The sequence below is a fragment of the Metabacillus sp. SLBN-84 genome, from assembly GCF_053629595.1.
The window spans coordinates 2,053,184-2,074,725 of sequence record NZ_JBRJIP010000001.1 but is presented as its reverse complement, the minus strand read 5'-3'; the positions used below and the strand labels follow the sequence as shown (position 1 = coordinate 2,074,725).

16 protein-coding genes are annotated in these 21,542 nt (G+C 44.4%); 3 read left to right on the top strand and 13 right to left on the bottom strand.

Annotated features, from left to right (window positions below):
* Positions 1–29: 29 nt before the first annotated feature.
* A complete protein-coding gene (locus RKD52_RS10700) occupies positions 30–785 on the bottom strand; it encodes an STAS domain-containing protein (RefSeq protein WP_454099709.1) in 756 nt (251 codons plus the stop codon).
* Positions 786–861: 76 nt separating this feature from the next.
* Complete coding sequence (locus RKD52_RS10695) at positions 862–1,905, bottom strand: C45 family autoproteolytic acyltransferase/hydolase (RefSeq protein WP_454099708.1); 1,044 nt, start codon at positions 1,903–1,905, stop codon at positions 862–864.
* Positions 1,906–2,039: 134 nt separating this feature from the next.
* Here RKD52_RS10695 and RKD52_RS10690 point away from each other — a divergent pair, with 134 nt between their 5' ends.
* Positions 2,040–3,176 (top strand): NADH-dependent flavin oxidoreductase, encoded by a 1,137-nt coding sequence (locus RKD52_RS10690; RefSeq protein WP_454099707.1) that lies wholly within the window; start codon positions 2,040–2,042, stop codon positions 3,174–3,176.
* Between the two features lie 347 nt (positions 3,177–3,523).
* Here RKD52_RS10690 and odhB read toward each other — a convergent pair whose 3' ends face one another.
* The 4 genes from odhB to RKD52_RS10670 form a co-directional block, all read right to left on the bottom strand.
* A complete protein-coding gene (gene odhB / locus RKD52_RS10685) occupies positions 3,524–4,789 on the bottom strand; it encodes a 2-oxoglutarate dehydrogenase complex dihydrolipoyllysine-residue succinyltransferase (RefSeq protein WP_454099706.1) in 1,266 nt (421 codons plus the stop codon).
* Between the two features lie 2 nt (positions 4,790–4,791).
* On the bottom strand, positions 4,792–7,632 hold the full coding sequence (gene sucA / locus RKD52_RS10680; RefSeq protein ID WP_454099705.1) for a 2-oxoglutarate dehydrogenase E1 component: 2,841 nt from the start codon (positions 7,630–7,632) through the stop codon (positions 4,792–4,794).
* A gap of 453 nt (positions 7,633–8,085) precedes the next feature.
* Positions 8,086–10,011: a vWA domain-containing protein gene (locus tag RKD52_RS10675; RefSeq protein ID WP_454099704.1), complete on the bottom strand. Its 1,926-nt coding sequence runs from the start codon at positions 10,009–10,011 to the stop codon at positions 8,086–8,088.
* Positions 10,012–10,023: 12 nt separating this feature from the next.
* Positions 10,024–10,914, bottom strand: coding sequence for an ATP-binding protein (locus RKD52_RS10670; protein WP_454099703.1), 891 nt, complete (start codon positions 10,912–10,914; stop codon positions 10,024–10,026).
* Positions 10,915–11,084: 170 nt separating this feature from the next.
* On the opposite strand from RKD52_RS10670, the gene RKD52_RS10665 reads away from it, so the two are divergent.
* Positions 11,085–11,678, top strand: a complete 594-nt coding sequence (locus RKD52_RS10665) for a hypothetical protein (RefSeq protein WP_454099702.1) — start codon at positions 11,085–11,087, stop codon at positions 11,676–11,678.
* A gap of 39 nt (positions 11,679–11,717) precedes the next feature.
* On the opposite strand, the gene RKD52_RS10660 is transcribed toward RKD52_RS10665, so the two are convergent.
* From RKD52_RS10660 to RKD52_RS10645, 4 genes are all read right to left on the bottom strand, one after another.
* A complete protein-coding gene (locus RKD52_RS10660; RefSeq protein ID WP_454099701.1) occupies positions 11,718–12,716 on the bottom strand; it encodes an LLM class flavin-dependent oxidoreductase in 999 nt (332 codons plus the stop codon).
* Positions 12,717–12,823: 107 nt separating this feature from the next.
* Entirely contained in the window at positions 12,824–13,846 is a 1,023-nt protein-coding gene (locus tag RKD52_RS10655) for an LLM class flavin-dependent oxidoreductase (RefSeq protein ID WP_454099700.1), read from the bottom strand.
* A 143-nt stretch (positions 13,847–13,989) separates the two neighbouring features.
* Complete coding sequence (locus tag RKD52_RS10650) at positions 13,990–14,562, bottom strand: YitT family protein (protein WP_029566368.1); 573 nt, start codon at positions 14,560–14,562, stop codon at positions 13,990–13,992.
* A 96-nt stretch (positions 14,563–14,658) separates the two neighbouring features.
* A complete protein-coding gene (locus RKD52_RS10645) occupies positions 14,659–15,531 on the bottom strand; it encodes a VanW family protein (RefSeq protein WP_454099699.1) in 873 nt (290 codons plus the stop codon).
* 239 nt (positions 15,532–15,770) lie between these two features.
* Between RKD52_RS10645 and RKD52_RS10640 the strand changes: the two genes are divergently transcribed.
* The gene (locus RKD52_RS10640) at positions 15,771–17,705 is read left to right on the top strand and encodes an LTA synthase family protein (protein WP_454099698.1); all 1,935 of its coding nucleotides are present in this window, start codon (positions 15,771–15,773) and stop codon (positions 17,703–17,705) included.
* A 42-nt stretch (positions 17,706–17,747) separates the two neighbouring features.
* Here the strand turns inward: RKD52_RS10640 and RKD52_RS10635 are convergent, their stop codons facing one another.
* The 3 genes from RKD52_RS10635 to RKD52_RS10625 form a co-directional block, all read right to left on the bottom strand.
* Positions 17,748–18,302, bottom strand: coding sequence for a superoxide dismutase family protein (locus RKD52_RS10635; RefSeq protein WP_454099697.1), 555 nt, complete (start codon positions 18,300–18,302; stop codon positions 17,748–17,750).
* A 592-nt stretch (positions 18,303–18,894) separates the two neighbouring features.
* Complete coding sequence (locus RKD52_RS10630; protein ID WP_454099696.1) at positions 18,895–19,923, bottom strand: LysM peptidoglycan-binding domain-containing protein; 1,029 nt, start codon at positions 19,921–19,923, stop codon at positions 18,895–18,897.
* A gap of 412 nt (positions 19,924–20,335) precedes the next feature.
* The gene (locus RKD52_RS10625; protein WP_454101193.1) at positions 20,336–21,532 is read right to left on the bottom strand and encodes an MFS transporter; all 1,197 of its coding nucleotides are present in this window, start codon (positions 21,530–21,532) and stop codon (positions 20,336–20,338) included.
* Positions 21,533–21,542 lie beyond the last annotated feature (10 nt).

Sequence of the window (21,542 nt, the reverse complement as noted above, 5' to 3'; positions counted from 1 at the left end):
AGGCGTATTTAAAGGCCCCTTCCAGGACCTTATTTTTCTTTCATCTGAATGAATCTTAAGCCGGTCTGCAAATTGGAAAACGTCTGAATACTGTCCATTGAAACACCAAGATTGATAAGGGTCTGGGCGATCTCCGGCCTGATCCCGACAATCATGCACTGTGCACCGAGGAGTTTTACCGCTTCAGCTGCCTGAATCAGATGATTCGCCACATATGTATCAACAACGGGAACCCCTGTTATCTCAATAATGACGTAACGGCATTGATAGGTTTCCACACTGTGCAGCAGATTTTCGGTAATAACGGCAGCGCGTTCATCATGAACCGCACCGATTAACGGTAGGATGCAAACATCTTTTGATATAGGGATAATCGGTGCCGAAAGCTCATTAATCATGCTGTCCTGTTTTCTGTATGCTTTATTCCAGCAGTCCGTGCAGATCTTAACGAGCTCTGCAATCATCGGATCAAACCAGCTGTCCGTTTTCTCATAAAGCTCATCTGCACTGGCCGAATCCTCCATTGCATCAATAATTGTTCGTTTAAACTGCTGAATGGACGTGACCAAATACTTTAAACACTCTTCTTCGCTGAAGTGCCTGTCAATCCATTCTTTAAAGAAATGAACAGCCTCATTTTCCGATTGGCTGATTTGACTGAAAATGATCTGGAACGTTCTCCGCTTATCCTCTTCCGTTAAAAAATTCGGGCTGGCTACCTTTCCTTCCCATCTCTGAAAAAGCAGCTCCTCGTTCCGGTTCATCATGTCAATTACTTGCTGCATATACATTCCCCCAACTTTCTTTGCTCTTGTACCGTACCCTCTGGAGCATCTCTCTCAAACGCTGTGTACAAGCTTTTTAGTAGGGAAATTCTAAATCTGACTCTATTGTTCCTTTTATTCTTTTCAGGAAGCTGTCCTTTCCGTTCAGCCAATCTTTGAAGTCAATTGAAACCGGCTCCCTGTCTCCCCCTGCGCCTATAAGGACTTGGAGTGTTTCAGGTACATATACAGCTGTATGAAGAGTTCCAGCCCAGTTGCCGTACTCTTTTTTGAATATGGCACCATCTGTCCGGTTGAAAAAAGCAAAAGCGTCTTTCGGGTTCAGCTCTGTATGAAATCGCCCCTCTATCCTCTTCTTTCTTTGCATGGTTTCTTCAAGACGATTCCTATTTTCAGAACGTTTATCACCCAATTCAAAATGATTGGTGCAGGCAAGCTTTTGCCCTCTTTTCACCTGAACGCCTTTGCTTGACGCTTCAGCAATAGCCCCATGCCCTGACGAGTCATAGAGGGAGTAGTTGAATGCGTGGCGGTGAGGGATTTCTTTCAGCAGCCAAATGGCTTCTTCGGTTGATTTGCACGTATCGAGCAGCATTCTTGCAATGCTGCAGCAAATAAACCCGTCGCCCGGCTTGAGACGGTTCACAAAGTGATAGCCGACTGCAAGACCCTTTTCATTCATTCCGTCCATGCGTCCGATCATCCGCGTCGCAAACCCTATGCTTGCATAGGCGGTTTCAGGCTGCCAGATTAAAAACCTGCCTTCATACGTCTTTGGGTGATAATCGTAGTTTCTCGCGTAAATTCCATCCTGCATCAGTGCGCTGCAACCTGATTTTTTCCAGTCTCCCTGATAGCCGCTGTATTCATGGATGACATCCGCAAGAGGCCACTCCATTCCCTCTGAAAGCCCTTCAAGCTCCGTCCACAAACCCGGGGAAAAAGATTCCATAAGGCGTTTTGCCTCCTTTAATTCTGTGCTGTAGGACTTTGCAGATTTCACGCGTCTCTTTTTATGATTTTCAAAAAGGTTTGATCCCCTGTGGATCTTTCCCTGCTTCACGCCAAGGTCAAAATAAGTGCCTCTTCCCTGGATAATTTCCACTTCGATTTTTGTCATAACGATCACTCTCCGTTACTCTATCATGAATGATTTTATCGGCAGAAACAAATTCTAATGAGCAGATTTAATGATTTTGTGCGAAAGCGGAAGTATGATGATAGATGAACGAAAACATACGGAGGTTGAGAATAATGAATTCAGAGTATAAGCAGCTCCTTCAGCCATTTTCATTTAAGAATGGCGTTCAGTTAAAGAACAGGATTGTCATGGCCCCCATGACAAATTTTTCCTCAAACGATGACGGCACTGTGACAAAAGCAGAAACGGATTACTACAGCCGCCGTTCAGGCGGACCCGGGATGGTCATTACTGCATGCGCGTATGTGACTCCAAGCGGAAAGGGCTTCCCGGGAGAGTTCGGAAGTGACACTGACGATATGATTCCTTCCTTAAAACAGCTGGCTGCAGCCATTAAAGAAAAAGGCGCAAAAGCCATCATGCAAATCTTCCACGGAGGACGAATGGTCCCCGCTGAACTGGTTCCAGGAGGAGATGTTGTGAGCGCAAGCGATGTGCCGGCCGAGCAGGGACACCCATCTGGCGAGGCGCCTGTGCCGCGTGCTTTAACAATAGATGAGATTCGCTCCATCATCGATGACTTTGGAGAATCAACACGCCGCGCCATTCAGGCAGGATTTGACGGCGTTGAAATTCACGGCGCAAATGGATACCTGATTCAGCAGTTCGTATCGCCTCACAGCAATCGGCGCGAAGACGAATTCGGAGGTTCACTTGAGAAGAGACTTGCCTTTCCTTTGGCTGTAGTTGATTCTGTTAAAAAAGCAGCAGCCGAATTTGGTAAAGAGAACTTTCTTGTAGGATACAGATTTTCTCCTGAAGAACCGGAAACGCCTGGGATTACGATGGAAGATACGCTCGCACTGGTTGATGCCCTGAAAGAGAAGAATCTTGATTATCTTCATATTTCATTAATGGAATACTGGTCAGCTTCAAGAAGAGGAATTGATGATACCCGCTCAAGGCTTGAAATTATTCAGGAACGGGTTGGCGACAGCGTTCCCCTTATTGGCGTAGGGTCCATTTACACCCCTGATGACGCGGTAAAAGCAATGAATACCGGGGTTCCTCTTGTTGCACTTGGCAGAGAGCTGATTATCGACCCTGACTGGGTACAAAAGATTGAAGAAGGACAGGAAGATAAAATTGAAACCCAGCTTGATAAACAGGCGCAGGATCGTCTTGTTGTTCCTGATCCGCTGTGGCAGGCGATTATCAACACGCCTGGCTGGTTTCCTGTTAAAGAATAGAATGAACACAAAAAGAGCATCTTTTGCAGATGCTCTTTTTTGTGGAGTCTATATGCCTTATTTTCAGGGTTCAGCATGGTGCTGAACAGGCGATTTCGCTTTTCTGGTGTCCAGTTCCATCAGCCAACTCCTCTGTCAGAACAAAATCCCCGAAAAAGTCAAAACCGGACTTTTCCGGAGATTTCTTATCTGCCTATCGGAGCTAAACGGCTGATTCCACTTTTCTAGTGTCCAGTTCCATCGCCCAACTCCTCTGCCAGAACAGAAAATCCCCAAAGGCAAAGTGCGCCTTCGAGGATTTTCTTTATCTGACTCCCGGAGCTAACCGGGCGATTCCACTTTTCTTTTTACCCTTCAATCAGCAGCGACTCTGGATCTTCAAGAAGGTCTTTGATTGTCGCAAGGAAGCTTACGGCTTCTTTTCCGTCAACGATGCGGTGATCGTAGGAAAGTGCAATGTACATCATTGGGCGGTTTTCCATTGTATCCTTATCGATTGCCACAGGGCGAAGCTGGATTTTATGCATGCCCAAAATTCCAACCTGCGGTCCGTTAAGAATTGGTGTCGACATCAGGGAGCCGAAAACGCCTCCGTTTGTAATCGTGAATGTGCCGCCTGAAAGGTCAGCAATTGTCAGCTTGTTTTTCTGTGCTTTACCGGCAAGATCACTGATATCCCCTTCGATTTGGGCGAATGATTTGCGGTCTGCATCGCGGACAACAGGCACGACAAGGCCTTCAGGAGCAGAGACAGCAATGCCGATATCATAGAATTTTTTGATGATCAGCTGATCTCCCTGAATCTCAGCGTTGAGAAGCGGGTATTTTTTAAGAGCTGCGATTACTGCCTTTGTAAAGAATGACATAAATCCAAGACGCACATCGTGCTGTTCGAAGAATTTGTCTTTACGGCGCTTGCGGATGTCCATAACAGCAGTCATGTCCACTTCATTAAACGTAGTCAGCATCGCTGCTGTCTGCTGAACTTCTACAAGACGTTTTGCGATCGTTTGTCTGCGTCTTGACATGCGCTCAATTTCTACCGGCTTGTCATAAGAATCTGCTGTAACAGCAGGTTTCGCTTCAGGTTTAGGAGCAGCTGGCGCCTGCGGCTTAGCTTCAGGCGAATAGGCCTCTACATCATGCTTGCGCAATCTTCCAAGCGGATCTCCTGATGGAACCTGGGAAAGGTCAATCCCTTTTTCCCTCGCAAGCTTGCGGGCAGACGGAGAAGCAATCGGACGCTGTGACTTCGCTTCCTGCTGTTCTTGCTTTACAGGTGCAGACGGTTTCGGCTGCTCTTCCGTTTTCGCTTCTTGTTTAGGTTCTTCAGGTTTTGCCTCAGGAGTTTTTTGTTCCTCGCCAGAAGAAGCTCCGCCGTTTTCATCAATTTCAGCGATCACTTCACCCACTTGAACAGTGTCTCCTGAATCTTTAACAACATCTTTCAGCACACCAGAATAATCAGCTGTCAGTTCAACGTTTACTTTATCGGTTTCAAGTTCAACCAGATATTCCCCTTTTTCAACGTAGTCTCCCGGCTGTTTCAGCCATTGTGCGATGGTTCCTTCTGAGATGGATTCAGCTAATTCTGGTACGATTACTTGTGCCATGATTAAATTCTCCCTTCGTTTTTCCACGTCAATGCTTCAGTCACGATGCGTTCCTGATCTTTTTTATGAACGTTTGGATCTCCCTCTGCGGTTGAAGATCTTCTCTTTCTGCCGATATACTTCACTTTTGTCTGTACTGGCGAAACTTCCCGGAGTTCCGGTTCAATGTATGTCCATGCACCCATGTTCATTGGCTCTTCCTGTACCCATACAATCTCTTCAAGAGCTTCATATCTTCCCAAAATAGCTGCTATTTCTTTTTTCGGGAAAGGATACAGTTCTTCCACTCTTACAAGGTGAATACTGTCAGCTTTGTTTTCCATTGCGTTCAGTTTGTCCGTTAAGTCTGTCGCGATTTTTCCGCTGCAAAGGACAATTCGCTTCACTTCTGAATGGTTCAGGCCGAGTCCGGGCTGTTCAATAACCGAACGGAATCCACCAGCGCTCATTTCATCGATAGTTGAAATAGTCTGTGCGTTTCGCAGCAGGCTCTTTGGCGTCATGATGACAAGCGGACGCACTTCCTCGCGTTTAAGCAGAGCTGCCTGTCTTCTTAAAATATGGAAATATTGCGCTGCGCTAGTCAGGTTGGCAACTGTCCAGTTGTTTTCTGCTGCAAGCTGAAGATAGCGCTCAAGTCTCGCACTTGAATGCTCCGGTCCCTGTCCTTCGTACCCGTGCGGAAGAAGCATCACAAGACCTGATTTTTGTCCCCATTTTGCGCGGCCTGCAGAGATGAACTGGTCAAAGAATACCTGGGCGGCATTGGCAAAATCTCCGTACTGTGCTTCCCAGAGCACAAGTGTTTCTGGAGCAAAGACGTTATATCCGTATTCAAATCCGAGCACAGACCCCTCAGAAAGCGGACTATTATGAACGGCAAATGATACGTTTGATTTACTTAGTTTATGCAGCGGTGCATAAACATTGCCTGTCTCGCTGTCATGCAGGACAAGATGTCTTTGGGAGAATGTGCCGCGCTCTGAATCCTGTCCTGAGAGGCGGATCGGTGTTCCGTCTTCAAGGATCGTTGCAAACGCAAGCGTTTCAGCAAGAGCCCAGTCAGCCTTTTGCTCACCTGCAAAGATGTTCGCCCGGCGCTCTAAAATGCGCTTAAGCTTATCAAACACATGAAAATCTTCCGGCCATTTTACAAGTTCATCATTAATTCTGAGCAGCGCTTCTTTCTCAACAGCCGTTTCAATAGCCGGCAGCCCGTTGATAACGATTTCAGGAAGTTCTATATCATGTACCTGAGTAACTTTTTTAGAAGGTACTTTTTGGTACGCTGCATCGAATTTATCCAGTACTTGCTGATCAATTTCTTCAATTTTTTCTTTCGTTGCATATCCTGCTTCTTCAAGCTTCTTCGCATAAAGAGCCCGTGCAGTAGGATGCTTGCGGATTTTTTCGTAAAGCTGCGGCTGCGTCGTCATCGGCTCATCCATCTCGTTGTGGCCGAAGCGGCGGTAGCCGATCAGGTCAATCAGGAAGTCGCGGTTAAACAGTTTGCGGTATTCAATCGCCATTAGAACAGCTGCAAGGCAAGCCTCTGGATCATCTGCATTAACGTGAACGATCGGAATTTCATACCCTTTGGCAAGGTCACTTGCATACTTAGTCGACCTTGAATCCATGCTTTCTGTCGTAAAGCCGATCATGTTATTTGCAATAATGTGAATGGATCCGCCTGTCTGGTAGCCTTTCAGCGAGTTCAGGTTCAGTGTCTCCGCTACAATTCCTTCTCCAGGAAACGCTGCATCCCCATGAATGATAATTGCCATAGATTCTTTTACGTCATGCTCTGGGTAGCCGGCTGTTTTGCGGTTATCCTGTGCGGCACGCGTATATCCCATGACAATAGGATCAACATACTCCAGATGGCTTGGGTTGTTTGCTAGAGTCAGTCTCGCCCTCTTCGTGCTTTCATCTGTAATCTGTCTGTCAGCACCAAGATGATATTTTACATCTCCGCTCCAGCCATAGTTAATGCCTACAGAACCTTCAGATGGCACAAGCTCCTTGTTTGGAGAATGCTGAAATTCCGAAAAAATAATTTCATACGGTTTTTTAAGGACATGGGCAAGAACATTCAGACGTCCTCTGTGCGCCATTCCGATGTTTACATTGTGTGTGCCTGCGTGAACTGCATTGGAGATAAGTTCATCAAGCATCGGAACAAGCATATCAAGCCCTTCAATTGAGAACCGCTTCTGTCCGACAAACGTGCGGTGAAGGAATTTTTCAAATCCTTCAACTTCAGAAAGACGGCGAAGTATGGAAAGACGCTTTTCGTTTGTGTGGCTTTTGAAGATTTCTCCTGATTCAACCATTTTTTTCAGCCAGTATTTTTCTTCAAAACGGTGAACATGGGAAAATTCAAAAGCAATGGTTTTTGTATAAACTTCTTTTAAGTAAGTAATTGCCTGAAGTCCGTTCGTCACATCCTGCGGTGCATCCGCACACAGAATCGACGCTGGAATTTCTTCAAGATCTGCTTCTGTAAGCCCGTAATCCTTCAGCTTAAGAAACTCTTTTCCAGGGTTTTCAAAAGGATAAATAGAAGCGTTTAAGTGTCCGTAAGTGCGGATATCATCAGCGAGCTTGACTGCATAGGCAATCTTCTTCATCTTGTCCGCACTAGGCACGCCCCCTGCAGCCGGAACAGCCTCTGATGCTGCCTGCTGCGGTGATTCATCCCAGCCGTTAAACATTTCTCGCAATTCGGCGTCAACCGATTCCGGATCCTGTTTATACTGATCAAACAGTTCCAGGACATAGCCAAGGTTCGGGCCATGAAAATCTTCAAGTCGAATCTTGCGCTTTGTTGTTGTTCCTGACATCTTACATTACCCCCAGCAATGGTAGTGAATCTGCTTTCACGCAGATCCAATTGGATATTATTGTAATATACTATCCTTTCATTCAAAGAATGATAGGTTTGGATTAAAACGCTTCCATTTCCATTTTAACACTCCCTGGCTTTTTTATCAAAGGAGTATCATAAGAAAATTAAAAATAATAGTGAAAAACAAAAATTAATAATGATTCTTCATGAGACCGCAGCCCTTAATTTCGACTGACTGCCAAAAAATAGCTTGTCATCCGACAAAAATCCCCATATTCTTACCAATTTTCTTTTCTTACAGCCAACCGCACCCGCATTTTTGGACTGTTCTTTCTTTTGTATGCTTTCCCGTCAGATCAGACCCTCCATACAAGGATGAATATTGTTTAGATTTGAGTATTTCATAATAATATTTGAAAGAAAAAAGCGCCTCATCGCGAGACGCTTATCAGGCATGAATACTTTTTTGAAGCAATTTTTTCAAAACAGGAAACAAGACTTCCGGAAGCGTGTCAATATCAGGAACAACAATGCTGAACTTTCCATATATGTTCTGGATTGTTTTCTGCTGTCCCTCATCAATTTCGCCGTTTGAAAGGAAAATATTTATCACTTCAATTCCGCGCTTTCTGGCTTCAAGCACCGCTTCATGTGTGTCGATGATCCCGTTCTGCTCATATCCTGAAGCGGCCGGTTCACCGTCTGAGAAAACTAGCATAAATTTTTGGCTCTCACTTCTTTGCATCAGCTGTTTGGTCATATGGCGAATCGCATAGCCGTCGCGATTATCCTCTTCCGGCTGCAGCTGGAGGATCTCCGGCCCCCTCTTTTTTTGAAGAGACGAACCAAAGTCAATGACCGTCTTAAAGTGGTTTGGCTGGCTTGTTTCGGTGGCTTCATTTGTATCTTCCCAAAAACCGGTTACTTGATGGACGACAGATACAGATTTAAGGGCTTCATGAAACAGTGTAATCCCGAGCTTCGTCTGCTCCATTTTGTCAAACATAGAAGCAGAGCAGTCAACGAGCAGGCAGAAGGCAGCATCAATCTGCGCCGAAGGCTGATTTTTCTTATAGAACAGACGAGGATTATCATCTGTTAAAAGCTTCAGCAGTTTCTTGCTCAATCTCCCTGTATGCAAATCGCTTCTTGGGGAAATTTTTTTATGTTCCAGGGTTTTTTCAATCATTTGCTTTAATTTTTTTTGATAAGGAGCGATGATTTCTTTTTTCTCGCGGTAGGAGACCTGTTCATCAGCAGAAGGCAAGTCCGGAACTGTAAAAACAGGAAAGGCATATTTGTTTTCTTTGCCAAATGCTTCATTTCCGCCTTTTTCCTCCCTGTTTTCTGCATTCTCCAGGGCTTCGAGCTGCGAATAATCGTTTCGGGCTGTCTTTTTGGATGACCCCTGCACCATTCCCAGTGCCTGATCTCCATCATCCCCCTCCCTTACACCTTCACCCAGCAGGTCAGTTTTCGTTCCCTGCTCAAGATCAAACTGAAGAAAACTTTTCGTTGCCTCGCTTGTTTCCCGGTGCCATGTTGGAAGCTTGTCTTCATAGACATCCTCATCATCATCTTCTCTTTTTTGCTTGAGAATATCATCATTTTTAAGTTTTGATTTTCTTTTCATTTCATCAAATGTCATAGCCTCATCGGCCGCCGCATAGTCAAGAACCGGAAGATGAAAATACATGTTCAGCATATCAGCCTCGAGAAGATCCTCAAGCACCTCTGTGACAGAGAGAACAATTTTGCTGATGGCTGCTGTTTCTTTTGCCTCGTAAAAAGATAAGATCTCTCTTTCTAAAAAAGGAACGGCAAGGTCAATGGACTCACTTAGTGACGGAAAAACCTCCAGGGGTGAATCCGATGTAGCTTTTAAATAGAAAGCGTTGTAAAGTGCATCTGTTAAAATGGTCCGTTCCTGATTTATAATCAGCTGGCTTTTAAAAAACCGCCTGTACATTTCCCTTCTTGCCGCGAATACACGCACAGTGCCGGGTCTTTCTCTTTTGCAGGCTTCCTCGAGGCGCAAATCCTCAAGCATGACGAAAAGCTGCTTGGCAAAGCTTGAAAGCGAAAGGTTCTGTGCAGCTTTTACAAAGGAATCAACAGCTTGATAATCCGTATACCTGCTGCTGCCGATGCTCCGGAGAAACACATCGCTTTTCAGTCCGTTCACCATATCCTTGCGGGGACGATTGTCCCAGAAATGGCTGATATGCACTTTTTTAGTGAACGGGTCAAAATAGGACTGCACGGCAAATTCAACTTCTGTCTCATCGCTGCGTGTCAGTGTTTTTGCAAGATCCGACAGCTCCATAAAAAGAAAGGAATCTACCCGTTTATCATTGAATTTAATGTATTTCATGACAGATCCCCTTTATGCAAACAGCGTTTCTGCAATATTACGGATCGCTGCCTTTTCCCTGTCATCTTCAAGTTTCTCAGTAATTCCGCGTGAGATCGCACGCAAAGGCGGAAGATAGACGGCAAGGTCGCATGTATCAATCAAGGCCCGTACTGAAGCGGCTTCTTCTGAAATTTGTCCGTTTTGCACCTGTAAGAGTAAATCAGATGACAAAGTGACAAATTGGGACAGAAGTTTTTCATCTTTCAATTTCGACTGTGTGCGAAGAACGGATTTCAGCTGGTCTCCCTGAATATACGGAACTTCTATGACAACAAAACGGTTTTTGAGTGCTTCATTCAGAGGTACCGTGCCGACATACCCTTCATTAATGGCAGCAACTGTGCCAAAGCCTTCTGAGGCCCGGATGACTTCCCCGGTAAACGGGTTCGTGATCATCTTACGGTAATCAAGCACTCCGTTTAAGATAGGAAGCGTTTCAGGCTTCGCCATATTGATTTCATCTATATAAAGTAGATGGCCTTTTTTCATCGCATGGATGACAGGCCCCTCTATAAACTCAATTGATGTTTTCGCCCCCTCCTGCGAAATGGTTTTATAGCCAAGGAGCGCCTCGGCATCAAGGTCGACACTGCAGTTGATGCTGTGCATCGGCTGTCCGAACAAATTGGAAAGGGTTTCGGCAAGCTTGGTTTTTCCAGAGCCTGTAGGTCCTTTTAATAGAACATTTTTCCCAAGCGAGAGGGCAATCATCGCATCAAAGAGGACCGCATCCTCTGAAGGCATATAGCCTCCTGTTCCGATCAAGTATGAGTCCCCGCTGTTTTTATAGGATTCTGCCCGCTTCCTGATAACTGCCAAAAGCTGCTGCGGAAGGTTCATGGCTTCTAATTGTAAGGTCATTGTAGGTTGTTCCCTTCTCTCGTTCAAATTTCTCTGCCCCAGTATACTAGAAAAAAACGCATGACTCAAAGGGATTGTCTTTTGCAAGCGCGTTCAAAGAAAAAACCGATTATAACTGGTGGATTGCTGGTCGGAAGTGCTACATTAAATGATAAAAAAGAGGTGAATCTATGTTTAGTTTGTGGGCAGCTCTTATAGCTTATGCTGTATTTTTTGCGCCGGGAAAGAGCGGCGAGGAAGATGATATCATGAAACACCTTTTGACTGGTTCTTTTGAACAGGCAGATCCGCTCGTTGTTATGGTGTTTTCATTTTTAGGGATTTTCCCAATGATCTTTGCTCTTTTGATTTTGCCGAATGATACCCGTAAGCTTCCGGCCTGGCCGTTTGTTCTCGGTTCATTTGTCCTTGGAGCTTTTTCGCTGCTTCCTTACTTCTTTTTGAGAAAAGAGCGTAAGCATATAGAAAGGAAATTCTCAGAAAAAACGAAAAGGCTTCGTGATTCAAAGTTGGTGATTTTGATTCTTGCCGTGCTTACTGCCGGTCTATACCTTTTCGGCATCTTTATGGGGTCAATAGAGAGATATTCAGAGGCCTTTCAATCTTCGCAGCTTGTCAGTGTGATGACAGCTGACCTGTTTGTTTTAACATGGCTTTCGTGGTTTGTGCTTAAACATGAATACAAAATGGGCAGAAGAGCCTTCTATTCTTTTATTCCCGTTCTGGGTCCGCTTTGTTTGCTGCTTCTAAAAGAAAAAAAATAAGGGTGAAGACCCCTTCACCCTCGTTTCAAAAAAGCTTATTCAGCGAAACAGTCCGGATACAATCTCGAATGACCGCAGGCGTTCGTGATGGTCGTAAATAGAGGCATTGACCATAATTTCGTTTGCGCCGGTTACTTCTATGAATGTTTCAAGTTTCTCTTTTACCGTGCTTTCACTGCCGACAATGGATGAACCAAGCTGCTGATGAATGGCAGCTTTTTCATATGGCGTCCACAGCTCTTCCATATTTTCAACCGGCGGCTGCATTTTTCCGGGACGATTGCGGACAAGATTCAAAAACTGCTGCTGCATGGAAGTCGCCAGATAGGCTGCTCTTTCATCTGTATCAGCAGCGATGATGTTGGCGCCCACCATTGCGTAAGGTTCGTCAAGGACTTCTGACGGCCTGAAGCTGCTTCTATACAAATTCATTGCGGGCACCGTTTGCTCTGGAGAAAAATGACTGGCAAAAGCAAACGGCAGGCCAAGTCTCCCTGCAAGCTGTGCGCTGAAGCCGCTTGAACCCAAAAGCCAAATTGGCACATTCAGGCCTTTTCCCGGCACAGCTTTAACATGAGCTGCCTCTGTCGGATTAAAGTATTCTCTTAATTCATCAAGCTGTTCAGGGAAATCTTCCCCATTGCTCATGTTTTCTCTACGCAGTGCCCGTGCTGTTAACTGGTCAGTTCCCGGAGCCCGTCCAAGCCCAAGATCAATTCTTCCAGGGTAAAGCGATTCAAGCGTTCCAAATTGCTCTGCGATGACAAGAGGCGAATGATTCGGCAGCATAATCCCGCCTGACCCAACACGTATGGTCGAGGTTCCTCCGGCAACATGGCCGATCAGCACAGCAGTTGCAGAGCTTGCGATTCCTTCCATATTATGATGCTCTGCCAGCCAGAAACGGTTATATCCCCACTTCTCCGCGTGCTGGGCAAGATCCAGTGTGTTTTTAAAAGCACCTGATGGCGTGCTCCCTTCTACAACAGGAGCAAGATCCAGAATTGAAAGCTTTACATCTTTTTTTGTATTGGACATAAAAAGTCCTCCTTCTAGTACATCTTAAAGACGAATTTATAGAAACTTACAAAAAGTAAGCGCGTGTGATTGGTTTCTATTTTAACAAGGAAGAAGGATAAAAGAAACTAATTCGACTCCAGTCGGCAGCTTCCGGTTTGAAATGCTTCTGCAAGCAGCCTGTACGACTCACGTTTTTCTTTGAAATCGTAAATGTTGGTCAGGATAAGGGCTTCATCTGTATTATAGTCATCCGCTATCCGCAGAAGGTCCTCCTTTATCCTTTCCGGAGTGCCGATCAGCATTCGCTTGCGGTTCATTCGTATTTTGCTCTTTTGATCCTCATCAAACGTTATCTTTCGGGCTTGATCCGGAGAAATGATTCTTGTGTCTCCCCCGCTTTCAACCTGGAGCAGCCAGGCATCCTGACTGCTTGCCAGATACTCTGCCTTCTCCTGAGATTCAGCACAGACTGCAAAAATGCAGAAATTTGTCTTCGGTTCTTTTAAATGGCCCACTGGCTTAAACTGCTTTCTGTAATCTTCCATAGCTTTTTTCCCGCCGACCGGGTTGATAAAGTGCCCGTATGTAAAAGCCATCCCGTGTTCAGCTGCCACTCTGGCTCCTCTGTGCGATATTCCGAGCAGCCATAAATCCGGAGAGGGCGACAGCGGATCCGGCATCGCCTGTACACCAGAAAAAGCATGATCCTCCGGCAGGCCGTTGCTTAAGTAACCCCGTAAGTCCTTTAGCTGTCTTGGAAATTCGTTCATGCTCTTTCGAAGGCCGTCTGTCAGTGCAAGACGTGTTTCTGCCGAGCCTCCCGGAGAACGTCCAATGCCAAGGTCAATCCTGTTTGGAAAAAGCGTTTCAAGAGTACGAAACGTTTCAGCTACTTTCAGCGGACTGTACTGAGGGAGCAGCACACCCCCGGATCCGACTTTTATCCGTTCCGTATGAGAGGCAGCATGTGCCATCAAAATTTCCGGCGCTGTGCTTGCAAGACCGCTCGTGTTGTGATGTTCTGCAAACCAATACCGGCAATAGCCCAGCTTTTCAGCCTCTTTTACAAGGTGAAGGGATTGTGCAAGCGCATCTTTGGCTGTAAACCCTTCTGAAATGGGTGACTGGTCTAATATACTAAGTTTCATTGCATCTGCTCCTCCCACTGGTGTAATTTCGCTTATGCTGAAGAAAATGCATCCCTCTCAATAGATTTACCGCAGCGGTCTTTAAAAATCAAACATTTGAACTGTCTGAAAACAAAAACAGATCCCTCAGGACCTGCTTTCTGCTATTCTTCCGGCTTCATGACAATCGAAGTAACAAGCCCAACCACAGCGATGGTTATACAGGAAAAAACAAAACTCCTCAATTCCAGTGTTTTATATCCCGCAAGAACGACAAGCCCGTCTACTAAAAGGATTGCGATGCCGATATTTAAGCTAGTATAGTCTGAAATCAGCCGTGCAAGCAGATCTGTCCCCCCGGTGCTTGTATCATTTCTGAGCATAATCCCGATTCCTATTCCTATAACGCATCCGCCTATTAATGAACTTAAAAAGATTGGCAGATCAAAAGACGTCCTCAGAGGATCAAGCAGATCAATAAAGAACGCGGAAACGAGCAAACCATGAAAGCTGCTGTAAAAATACGCCGGCTTATAAAACCAGGCATACATGCATAGCGGAATGCTGAACAATAAAATGCATAATCCAGTCTTAAAATCAAAGTAATAATGCATAATAAGCGCCGCACCATCCACACCGCCGTCAATCAGATGGTGAGGGACAAGAAACCCGTTAATGCCTATGCCGATCAGCAAACTTCCTATTATAATGGCGGCTATCTTCTGTGTGATAAGCATCACCTTGCCTAAGAAAAGAGTCTTCTAACTATATGTCCAGGCATATTCTTTCAGAAGCATCTTTTTCAGACCGGCAAAATCAACCGCCGCAAATCGTTACTTCTTCCTTTCTGCACTCTTTTCGTAGAGCACTTCCTTTGTGGAATAAATCGTCACCGTCACACTTGAGCTGTAAACAGCAGCCATGATGAGAACAGGCTCGCTGTACTTGTTGGTGAACTTGAAATCAGGACCATACCAGCTGACCGTCGCATCCCTTCCCTTAGGCACATAGGGAACATTTCTGGAATGGGAAAACCGTTCAATTATTTTTAGGCCTGCATTGTCTGTCGCATTAAATAAGGTAGAAGAAACCTGGCAGATTCCGCCGCCAATTCCTTCCGCAAGCTCGCCTCTAATGATAATCGGAGCTTTCATATAGCCTTTTGCAGCCGTTCTGTTCCCTACAACACCATTAAACGAGAAGGTTTCTCCCGGAAAAACAACTGTATTATTAATGGCGTCTGCAGCAAGGATTATGTTTGTTGATCTTTGTACATTTCGTTTGTTAAAAAAAGTAGCATAGCTGCCGATCCGTGCTGAACGGATGCTTTTTAAAAGATCACTGTCCACCCTGGGGTATAAATCCATTTTTGGCGCCTGGACCGTCATCGGCCCTTTCCCGTAAAAAAAGGAATATAAAAGTTCACGAAATTTTTCTTTGTGCAGCCTGTAGCCTTTTTTTTCCTGTATAATCGCGCCTGATTTACTTAGATGGGCATTTACAGGGGGCTTGTACATCACGTTGTCAATTCGCGTTGACAGCTGATTTATTTTTTCATCGTCCATTATGTACATTTCTTCAGTAAGCTGCGCCAGATCTTCCTTTGAAATTGTCCCGATACTCTCCGTCTGGTCTTTGATCATCAGACTGTCATGATCGGGCTGCTGAGTCAGCGCAATCAGCAAAGCGAAAAAAGCCATTTTCATACACCATCACTCCCCTGCTTACTATTGGCTGCACAGTATGACTTTATGTATGATTTATAAACATTTTTGAAATAAAACATGATAGAATTTCAGATTGATTGAATTATAAGAAAGTTGACTTTTATACAGGGAATGCGTTATGATTTTTCTTATCTTTTGCTGAACAAATTCAACATTTTCAAACCGACTGCTAACGATTTTTAAAAATGATAGTACTTGATTACTAGAGGTGAAAAAAATTGAACAAATTATTTGCTAAGGGTTTTTTAAATAAGCATCTTGGCTTTTTTATTTTCGCTGTAGTCCTGCTGTGGATTAAAACCTATGCTGCTTATCAAACTGAATTTTCATTAGGCATTGATAATGCCATTCAGCAATTTCTGCTGTTTGTTAACCCGATCAGCTCTGCTGTGCTGTTTCTTGGATTAGCACTTTTTGCAAAAGGAAAAAAGGCGTTTATCTGGATCATCATTATTGATTTCCTTATGTCCTTCCTTTTATATGCGAACCTTGTCTACTACCGTTTCTTTAATGACTTTATTACGGTTCCAACTTTGACGCAGACGAAGAATGCAGGCGACCTTGGACAAAGTCTTGGAGCTCTTGTTAAACCATATGATGTCCTGTACTTCCTGGATGTTGTCATTTTGATGGTTCTAGTATTCGGGAAATTTGTTAAGCCTGAAAATGTTCGAATGAAAGGCAAAAGAGTAGCGACCGTGATCGTTTCAGCTTTTGTTCTGTTCGGAGCAAATCTTGCTCTTGCTGAAATGGACCGTCCACAATTGCTGACACGCACTTTTGACCGAAACTACCTTGTGAAATACCTTGGAATGTACAACTACACAATTTATGATGCGATTCAAAGTTCTAAGTCTTCCGCTCAGCGCGCACTTGCTGACAGCAATGACGTTACAGAAGTACTGAACTATACGAAAGCAACACAGGCCAAGCCAAACCCTGAATATTTCGGCAAAGCTGAAGGCATGAACGTCATCTATATTTCACTTGAATCGCTGCAGACTTTTGCGATCGATTATAAAATTAACGGCGAAGAAGTAACGCCGTTCTTAAACTCACTGACGAAAGACAAAAATACTCTTTACTTTGATAACTTCTTCCATCAAACCGGCCAGGGTAAAACATCTGACGCCGAGTTTATGGTAGAAAACTCATTATACCCTCTTCCGCAGGGAGCTGTTTTTACAACAAAAGCTGAAAACACGTATCAGGCAGCACCGGCAATCATGGATCAAAAGGGTTATTCAACCGGCGTATTCCACGGCAACTACAAATCGTTCTGGAATCGCGATGTCATGTATAAATCACTGGGATATGAACAATTCTTCGACGCTGAGTATTACTCAATGAAAGAAGAAGATGTTGTGAACTACGGATTAAAAGACAAACCATTCTTTGAAGAGTCCATTCCGCTCCTAAAATCAATGGAGCAGCCGTTTTACACGAAGTTCATTTCATTAACGAACCATTTCCCTTATCCGATTGAAGAAGATGAGGCTACCATTGACCCTCATACAACCGGAGACGGGTCAGTTGACCGCTACTTCCAGACGGCACGCTACATGGATGAATCTCTTCAGCAGTTCTTTGAAGACCTGAAGAAATCAGGTATGTATGACAATACAATGATCGTCATGTACGGTGACCACTACGGAATTTCAGAAAATCATAACAAAGCGATGTCTCAAGTAATGGGAAAAGAAATCAACGGCTTTGAGCACGCTCAGCTGCAGAGAGTTCCGCTCTTCATTCATGCCCCTGGCTTAAAAGGCGGACAGCAGCACCAATTTGGCGGCACAGTTGATATTCGTCCTACTGTTCTGAACTTGCTTGGCGTTGATACAAAAGACTATATCCAAATGGGTACAGACTTGATGTCAAAAGACCACCAGCAAGTAGTACCGTTCAGGAACGGTGATTTCGTTACTCCTGAATTCACTTCTGTTGACGGCAAGTTTTATGATACAAAAACAGGAGATCTTGTAAAAGAGAACGAAGAAATTAAACAAACGGAAGAAATGGTAGACAAAAAGCTGACGATCTCAGATAAAATCGTCTACGGTGACCTTCTCCGTTTCCACACTCCTGAAGGCTTTAAAAAAGTTGATCCTAATCAGTACCGCTACATGGGTCCTGATGAAAAAGAAGAATAATCAAAAGCTGATGAGAACTTTTTCTCATCAGCTTTTTTGTATTCAGTTCACGATAGCTCCGCAGGCAATCCGGTTTCCTGCATTTCCAGCCGGATCCGTCTGATAATCGTCTTTCGACTCGTGGATAATCAGCGAACTTCCATCCTCATCAAGCAGGGAATTCTTTTTCCCCTGCACCAAGGTAACATCTGCAGTCTGCAGTTCCACATCCACCTTCCCCTTCTCGTTAACTTCAATGTTAGGAAGATCCCCTGCATGATAACCTTTCGGATTATCGAATCCATGCTGTTTTTTCTTCGGATTAAAATGTCCTCCTGCAGTTTTAAAATCCGGTTTATCGCACTTTCCGGTTTCATGGATATGAATGGCTTTTATGCCGGGCGGCAGCCCTTCGGCCTTCAGCCTGATTGATACGCCTTTTCCCGTGTCAGTAAATACAGCCGTTCCAATTTTAATTCCCTCGCTGTTAATCATTTCTGCTGTAACCGGAGCAGCAGCACTCCCGCTCGCCGGTGCTGACTCTTCACTTGAAGCTGTGCAGCCGCTAAGCGCCGTGACAGCAGACAGTATAACCGCTGATACAATATGTTTTTTCATGATTCAGCCTCCATTTCAAAAATTCTCTAGTAGGTTGTGCATAATGGAGGAAATTTAAAACGGAGGAAGTGATTATGTGAACATAAGTGTTTGCTTTTTCTTTTTGGAGATGTGCGGGGTTATAGAGAGAACCTTTTGTATGGCTTCTTTTATGCTGGAGGGTTATGTATCGCCTGCTTATGACCTTTCACTCGCTCTCTTTCATACTGAAGGGTCATATCACGGCTGCTTATGACCTTTCACTCACTCTCTTCCATATTGAAGGGTCATATCACGGCTGCTTATGACCCTTCACTCGCTCTCCCTCATGCTAAAGGGTCATATCACGGCTATTTATGACCTTTCACTCACTCTCTTTCATGTTGAAGGGTCATATCACGGCTGCTTATGACCCTTCACTCGCTCTCCCCCATGCTAAAGGGTCATATCACGGCTGCTTTTGACCCTTCACACACTCTCCCCCATACTGAAGGGTCATAATTTATTGCTGAAATGCATAAATATAACATCTTTTGTAAACATCACATTAATAAAAACAAAAAATCCGCTCCCTCTTTTAAAAGGAACGGATTTCATGAACCACAGCGGCTTCTTATTTCAAATATCTTTTAGCTCCCAGGTACCTTGCTTTCCAGTAGGAGTTGTCCATCTTCGAAACCGTTACACCCGATGAGCTTGCGTGAATAAATTCACCATTGCCAAGGTAGATCCCCATATGGGATGGACCTGCTTTATAAGTAGTGAAATAAACGAAGTCACCTTTTTGCGGAGAGCTTACAGACGTCATAATATCCCAGTAGCCTGCAGTGCTCAAGCGGGATACGGACGTTACTTTGTTCAGTACATAGTACATATAGCCGCTGCAGTCAAAACCTGACGGGGTATTTCCGCCCCAGCGGTACGGAACTCCGATGTGTTTTTTAGCTTCGGCAATCATTGTATCTATTTTACTGCTTGCAGATGGCTTTGTTTCTTCCACTTCTTTAGGCGGCTGTGCTCCTGAACCTTTAACTTTGAGAACCTGTCCTGCATATATGGTATCAGATTTCAGATTATTCATTGCTTTCAGTTCAGAGACCGTTAAATCAAACTTATTCGCAATTTTCCCAAGATAGTCGCCAAGCTGAACCTTATATGTAGACGTTTGAGGTGTCTGGGCTGCTGGTTTTGGACTTTGCACAGGAGCTTGCGGTGCAGGTGCTGATGATGCTTTGCTGACTTTTAAAACCTGACCCGGCCGGATCAAATCTGATTTAAGGCTGTTCCAGCTTTTTAGTTCATTTACCGATACTTTATGTTTTGACGCAATAACCCAGAGTGAATCACCTGACTTCACAGTGTATGCAGCGGCAGACGCTGGCTTTTTTACTGATGCAGGTTTTGGGGCTGACGGTTTTGCATTTTGAGCACCTGAGATTTGAAGGACTTGTCCAGGGTAAATCACTTCACTCGTTAATTTATTTGTTTGTTTAATTGTTTGAATCGTTGTTTTATAGTCACGTGACAATTTCCACAGCGAATCGCCTTTTTGTATGGTTACACTTGCTGCTGAAGCTGCAGAACCAATGAGGCCTGAGCCTATGACAGCTGAAGCAGTCAACCCGAGAATCTTCTTTTTCATCTTCTGCTATGTACCTCCTTTTTTCTTACTTCACTATTTTAATAGATTAGGGCATTAATTACTACAAATTTCTAAAAATAGTATGATTTTCTTACTTTTTACGACGGAAAATGTCAATTTTATCCCGAAAAATCCCCGTAAAATGACATACTGATGCTTTTTTCCCTGGAGCACCTTCTGTCTCAAGTACATATACTATTTAAAAGGAAACAGGGTGTTTTGGATGGCGAAAAGATCAAGAGGCAAGACTTTATGGAGAATGGCATCACGGGCCAGAGGAACGTGTCCTGTATGCGGAACACAGCGTATAAAGCTCCTTTACCCGAGCCTTCAGGACGGGCAGAAGGTAACAGTCTGCAAAAAATGCAGAAATAAATAAACCGAAAAAAAAAGAGAGGTATCCCCTCTCTTTTTACTTGCTTTCACTTAAACCAGCAATCTCGTTTCTCTGAAAATACTTCATACCGTACAAAATGACGAGCAGGAGCGAGAGCGTGCCGAATATAAGGACCATAAATTGCAGTCCAATCGTATCAAGAAACAGCCCAGTACCGAGCAATACGATCTGAAACATGACCCGGTCGAGCATATTCCTGAATGAAAAGAAGCGTCCATGATACTCTTTTGGTATTTTTGTCTGAAAGATGGTTGAAACAATCGGGAAGAAACAGCCGACACCAAGTCCGAATACCCCAAACGAAACAAGTGACATCCACATGATATCGCTGAAAAATAAACTTAAATGAGCAATGGAGATGATGAGCGCAAAGACAAACAGCATGTGAACAGATGAAAAGAGGTGCGTAATTTTCTTCACGAAAAAAGCGCCGATCATAAAAGCAATCCCCTCTACCGTATACAGCAGTCCTTTAATGGATGTACTGTCCTGCAGTTCGCTGATGTTGATGACCATTAGATTAAAACCGCCGATAAATAACACTGGAATGATTGTCAGGACAAGCGCTGTGATCGCTATAGGCGCGGCCTTCAGCACCGGAAGCACTTCTCTGAAGGAACCCGAACTTCCCGTACCGTTCTTTTCTTTTTTCTCTTCCTCGAAATCAAGCAGGAACGTTGCTCCGAATAGTATGGCATAGGCAGCCATAGAAAGAGCATAGATGGATGTTAAACTCATAAAGACGAGCAGTGCCCCTGCCAGTGCCGTTCCAATGACCCTTGCAATGGTCGCAACGTTCATATGCACCCCGTTCATCTGTATCAGATCCTGATCCTTGACGATAATCGGAATAACAGCCTGCAAAGCAGGAAAATAAAAAGCAGCCGACAGCTGAATGCTGATCATAAACAGAACCATAAACAAAAGAGAATCAAGCCCGATTGCGATAAACATAAACACGACACTTACCATTCGCCCAAGTCCGGAGTAGATCAGCACCGTTTTTTTTGAACAGCTGTCAATCAGCCTTCCCGCCAAAGGACCGACCAGCACTCCGGCAAGCAGACCAGTAAACAGAATAAGCGATTTCATAAAGTCGGATGGCACATTTTTCTGCATGAATTCAAGGTTTCCAATAATTCCGAACCAAAGTCCAAGTCCGGCAACGAACTCCCCGCTGAGCACAATCCAGACATTTTTATTTTTCCACATCATATTGTCC